Source organism: Variovorax sp. WDL1 (assembly GCF_001541225.1).
Taxonomy (GTDB): domain Bacteria; phylum Pseudomonadota; class Gammaproteobacteria; order Burkholderiales; family Burkholderiaceae_C; genus Variovorax.
This window is the reverse complement of record NZ_LMTS01000271.1, coordinates 1-5,053: the sequence shown is the minus strand read 5'-3', so window position 1 is coordinate 5,053 and position 5,053 is coordinate 1. Positions and strand designations below refer to the sequence as shown.

Below are 5,053 nucleotides of genomic sequence, written 5' to 3'. Positions count from 1 at the left end.
TCTTTCGCTACCCAGGCGGCGACTGGCAGGAGCCGCCGCTGGATCGCCGCGACCAGCGCGTTGACCCGCCGGCGGGCCACGCTGGCGACTACGCGGTGCTCTACACCGCCGACAGCTTGGCGGCGGTGGCCATTGAATGCCGAATCCTAAATTGCGACAGTTCCGACCGCTACACCTACGACGTGCAGCGCACGGCCGAGTATTCCGTGGTGCGCTACCAGCTTCGTGCCCCGGCAATCTTCATCCCCATAGACGGGGAGAACAAGCGCACGCTCGGCCTGCGCTTTCCAGATCCTCTGTATGCCCAGCATCGTGGCGTCGCGCACCAGCTCTTCGGGCGCTACGGCTCGGTAGTGCACGGCCTGTCCTGGGCGTCCTACCACCGCCACCAGCCCGGGCGCGTCTACGCACTGTGGCATCACCACAAGGAGACGGTAGGGCTCGCCATAATCCCCCCAGCGCCCTACCCCAAGCTGGCCGACGACGCTGAATGGCGCGACCTGCTGGCGGCCCATCCGGAGTTCGAGCCGATCACCGCGGCCTGATTTCCCAGCAGGCGCAGGTGCAACGGCCTGGGTTGATCCCGTCCGCCGTGGACAACCTGCTGCCCACACTGGCGTGTGGACAGACCCTTCGGGCTGCCAGGTCTGCCCACCGCTCCCCGCGCGCTTGCCTTCGGCCTGACGCCCTGCCCACCGGCTTCGCCCGTGGACAGGTTGCCCGGACGGTGGCCCGTCCGCCCCTTCGGCCTGCGGCCGGGGGCCCCACCTCGGACTTATGGATGGACCTCAGCCGCTTCGCGGCCCAATGCGGGGCCCCTGACTGCAGGCCGGCGTCGCCGGTGACTCGGGACGCTCGGTTCCGTTGAGGTCCTGCGTCTTCTTGTCAATCGAGCCATTTCGCTATGACGTGCTCAGGGCCACCGTGGCGCTGCGCTCGTCAACGCGCAGCCGTCGCGGCCTGGTTCAACGCATCGTTCAACGACATCGGCTCGAGGGCCGTCGGTGAGCGAGCAACAGCGAAGGCGAACAGCAGCTCCGAGTAACATCTCGCGACCTTAAGGGACACAAGGAGCGAGGATGCGTAGTTTCATTTTTTTCGCTGTGCTGGTCGCTGCCTCGAGCGCCAGTGCGCAGGTGCACCGTTGCATTGAAGCAAGCGGGAGGGTTGCCTACTCCGACCAGCCGTGCGGCACTACCGCGAAGAGCTCTGAGCAGGTACTGGGCAGCGATGCCACGGCGCCGCGCTACGACCCATATGCGAGGGAGCGCAACATGACAAGCATCTATCGAGCACGTGCGAACCTGGAGGGAAGTGTCGACACGGTGACGCGCCAGTCTCAGGGCGAAGGCGACGCGGCGATCATGAGTGCGCCTGAGCCGCGCCAGAGGTCGGCCGAGAGGCAAGGGGCAGACCCGAATCCAGAGTCCTGCGACACCTACTCCACCCGCAAGGGCTGCATGGGTGGAGCGCGAGCGAACAATCCGAACTGGTCGGCGCGACGTGGCTACTACGGCGCTGGCGGATCGGCCGATCGCGCATACGAGGAGGAACAGGCGCGAGCAAGACAGGCCGCGGCTCGAGCTCCCGCGCCGGCCGTAGCGACGAACTGCAATGCGGGCGGATGCTGGGATGGTGCTGGCAATCGATACAACCGTACCGGAGCCGGCGACAAGTTTTGGCGCTCAGATGGGAAGCTCTGCCGAGCGAGAGGCAATACCATCACCTGCAACTGACCTCCCGCGCTTGGCGTTGCCCGTCGGCACAGGCGCTTTGTGTTTTACAAGAGAGGCCGACGTTCCCCGACCCATTCCCGGCCCGACGTAGACTAGGGTTAGGAGTGAGGACAAATGAAAGCCATAGTGATCGCCTCGGTGCTGGTGACCGCGAGCACGGCCCAGGCCGCGACCATCTACCTCTGCAAGGCCTACAACGGCGCGACCTTCTGGTCGCAGGCGCATTGCAGCAAGCACAACGCGCTGATCGACCGGATTGAGCAGGTCGCTGACGTTCCTTGGGATCAGCAAGTGCAGCAAGCCGAGCAGGCGAAGGCGGCACGCTCCCGGCAAAGCCAGTCGGTCGATGCGGAGTCGTCGCGTGCGGCCCGGTGCGCGCATCTGGTCGCTGAGCGCAACACCATCGAGGGACGCTACACGAACTGGCAGTGGCAGCCGCCGGAGGTGATCAACCCGGATCAGCAGCGCATGCGCGCCTTGCGGGGAGAGCTTGCCGCGAATCGGTGTGCGACACAGTGACGCTGCTAATTCCGCAACGTTCGAGCCGAATTCTCCTCGCTACGTCTCTCCACCACTGAGGCGAAAGGGGTCGAGTAGGCGACCGCGAGAACCAGGCTGAGCTAACGAGCGAAGGTTGACCCACCCAAGCCAGCTCGGCAGCGATTCAGAGGGCCAGGCGCGAGCCGGGGGATTGCGCGTTGCAATGGTGCCGCTCCAAGATGACGGCTCATCAACAAGAACGCAGCGCAATGCACACCGCCAACACAGCCACTTGCCCGACCTTTGCACTGCTGGATTGGCAGCGCGGCAGGCCTCCAATCTCTAACGAGATCCACTCTCGAATGAAGTGCCCGCCACGGCGACAGCCGCCTGGCCCTGTGTACGCTGCTTGGTTGCTGTGCTGCGCGTGCGGCAAAAAATGGACGGCCCACAGCGGCGGCGGCCAGGGAAACTGGCGACCAGTCATAGGACAAGGTGACCGCTACGGCCCTATCCGGTGCCCGGGGTGCGACGTCGAGGGATGGTTCTCTGTCCCTTGACCATCAAGGCTTCGGTGCCTCGGCCGGGGCTTCCTCGGGCTCGGCGCCGGCAACTGCGCGCTGGGCCGCACCCAGCCGGTCGACCGCTGCGTGAATCACGTTGCCCTTCCGATCCCATAACGGCTCACTGGGCAACGCAGCAGCCCGTGAAACCTGTTCAGGCTGGCGCGCCGCCGCACGCTTGCGTGCCGTGTCCATTGCGTCGCCAGCGATGGCCTGGGCCTCGGCGAGCGTGCTCGCGAAGTACCTGATCCCGTAAAGGGCGCTGATGGGACCTTCGCCGGCGTAATGCCGGCCTGCACCTTCCTGGCGAGCCATTGCGCAGCGAATCTGGTCCACATGAGGCCCGAGCACCGCTTCGACCTGCTCAGCGCTCACACGGCTAACGAGCTGGCCGTTGGAGCTGACGTAGATGACCGGGGTCGCAAGCACATCGGCTGCCCGCGAATCTGGTGTGCCAAGCGGACCTCTCGATGCGTTCACGATCGCCTCGACCTGGTCGACGAAGGCGTGCATCGGACCGAACGTCTCCGGCGTGATGAGCTCGGCGGGTGGGGGCTTCATCCCGAGCAGGTCGAAGATGAGCCTGGCCGCGGCGTTGATGAGTTGGGTCCGCTCAGGCGACGATGATGCAGCGGATGCAACGGTGGGCGATGTGGAGGTGGAGATGGTCATGATGCTTGCTGGTCCTCAGCGAGCGGTTCGAAGCGTTCGTTGAATTCCTCGGGAGGACGCGCCCAGAGCGCGCCGTCCTGGCCGCGGTAGAGCACCAGCCTGGCCATGTCGGTGATGGGAATTGCGCTTTGAAGCCGGGGGTCCCCGATGCGCTCGTAGATCCCGGCGGTCTTCTTGTGCCGGTACCGAACGCCCTGAGCAGGCGCACGCTCGTTCAGAGCGTCGATCTCGGCGACCTGGTCCCAGTACACGCCCTCCAACCGGTCGATCAGCGAGAGCGCCGGGTCGTCGGCGGTGACGTCGAGCAGCTCGCGCAGCTTCGGCTCGTCCCAGTGCTCGCCATAGTCGCCCGTGTCGGCGATCGGGTGTGATCCGATGAGGTCGCCGATGTTCTCGGCGCCGTGCTGCAGCAGGATGGCCAGCGCCTCGGCGCGGCCGGCGCGGCGCAGATCCTTCGATGCCTCGCGCGCCAGCTCGAGGGCGATGCGCAGATCGGCGACCTGCTTTTCGAGGGCGGCCTCGCGGGGGGTGGTGGTCAAGGTTGTTCTCCCACGAGGGCCGCGGGTTCCTTATCGACACTTGGGCCGGTGCGCTCGTAGCCTTCGACCTTGATGCGGTGCCGCACCGCGCGGCCATCGGCCGTCCACCCGTTGAAGCTCCAGCCGTTCTTGCACTGGATCATGCTGGCGCGGCAGAGCGCGTCGTGCAGGGCGCGCGCGGGCCCCTCGAACTCGTCGAAGGGCAGGCCGTTGAGGGTGCCCTTTGCAGGTCCGCCCGCCGCGGGGGCGGCTCGCAGGGCCTCCTCGGCCCGGATGCGGGCAGGGCCTCTGGGTGCACCCATGGCGTCGTAGACCTTGACCAGGAGCCCCAGGGCGTCGCGGGTGGTGTCCACCGGATGGGCGGCGGCCTGCTGGGTTGCGTACGACAGGCAGCACCAGCCCGGCGCCAGGCCATAGCCGGTCAGCATGTGGCTGACTACCTTCATCTGCGTGCGGCCGGTGTAGACCAGTGGCGCGCCGGCTCGCATTTCCACGCCGGTGTGCTGCGTCTCCAGCAGGTAGAGCGAGTCACCAACCTGGAAATCCCGGTCGTTGAAGCGGATCTCGAACGTCTTGCGGCCATCCCAGGCAGCCTGGAAGACCTCGGGGTCCGTTTTCAGCTCGTGGATGCGGCCGGCAGGTGCGGCCTGAGCTGCGGGTGTGGTCGGATTCATCGTGGGGCCTCCGTTGCTGGTGCGAGGGTGGCGCGGGTCGCTGGGCACAGGTTCGACCCTGGCAGCCACTGCGCGGGCGGCTGCGTCGATGGCCTCCTGATCGGTATCGAAGCGGCAGCGCGCCAGGAAGCCGTCATCGCGCCCGCTGGGCATCGGCTCCCACTCCCACTCGCCAGCTCTGTTCAGGCAGTCACCGTTCAGGCGGACGGCCCACTTCGCAGGCCCTGCGATCTGAACCGCGCGCTCGATCCTGATGCTTTCCCTTGGAGAGAGGTCGATGGCATAGGCGCTGACGACCGCTTTCATGGACGAGGCGTGCATCGGTCAGCCCCCATCGCGACGGCAGCGGCGGGTGGCCAGCGACAATTATCTTGAGTGGTCGACGACAA

General features: G+C 66.4%; 5 protein-coding genes and 1 pseudogene. 3 read left to right on the top strand and 3 right to left on the bottom strand.

Going from position 1 to position 5,053, the window contains the following annotated elements; genetic code table 11:
* The 3 genes and pseudogenes from APY03_RS33140 to APY03_RS33135 form a co-directional block, all read left to right on the top strand.
* Window positions 1–545, top strand: a pseudogene (locus APY03_RS33140) (hypothetical protein); the annotation flags it as partial.
* A 534-nt stretch (window positions 546–1,079) separates the two neighbouring features.
* Window positions 1,080–1,736, top strand: coding sequence for a DUF4124 domain-containing protein (locus APY03_RS45765; protein WP_083944723.1), 657 nt, complete (start codon window positions 1,080–1,082; stop codon window positions 1,734–1,736).
* A gap of 126 nt (window positions 1,737–1,862) precedes the next feature.
* Window positions 1,863–2,255, top strand: coding sequence for a hypothetical protein (locus APY03_RS33135; protein WP_068683969.1), 393 nt, complete (start codon window positions 1,863–1,865; stop codon window positions 2,253–2,255).
* 524 nt (window positions 2,256–2,779) lie between these two features.
* Here the strand turns inward: APY03_RS33135 and APY03_RS33130 are convergent.
* The 3 genes from APY03_RS33130 to APY03_RS42895 are packed head-to-tail and all read right to left on the bottom strand — an operon-like array spanning window position 2,780 to window position 4,970.
* Window positions 2,780–3,451, bottom strand: coding sequence for a hypothetical protein (locus APY03_RS33130; RefSeq protein WP_068683968.1), 672 nt, complete (start codon window positions 3,449–3,451; stop codon window positions 2,780–2,782).
* Complete coding sequence (locus APY03_RS44895; RefSeq protein WP_083944722.1) at window positions 3,448–3,990, bottom strand: hypothetical protein; 543 nt, start codon at window positions 3,988–3,990, stop codon at window positions 3,448–3,450. The genes APY03_RS33130 and APY03_RS44895 overlap by 4 nt, the downstream gene beginning before the upstream one ends.
* On the bottom strand, window positions 3,987–4,970 hold the full coding sequence (locus APY03_RS42895; RefSeq protein ID WP_068683967.1) for a DUF3850 domain-containing protein: 984 nt from the start codon (window positions 4,968–4,970) through the stop codon (window positions 3,987–3,989). The genes APY03_RS44895 and APY03_RS42895 overlap by 4 nt, the downstream gene beginning before the upstream one ends.
* Window positions 4,971–5,053: the final 83 nt, after the last annotated feature.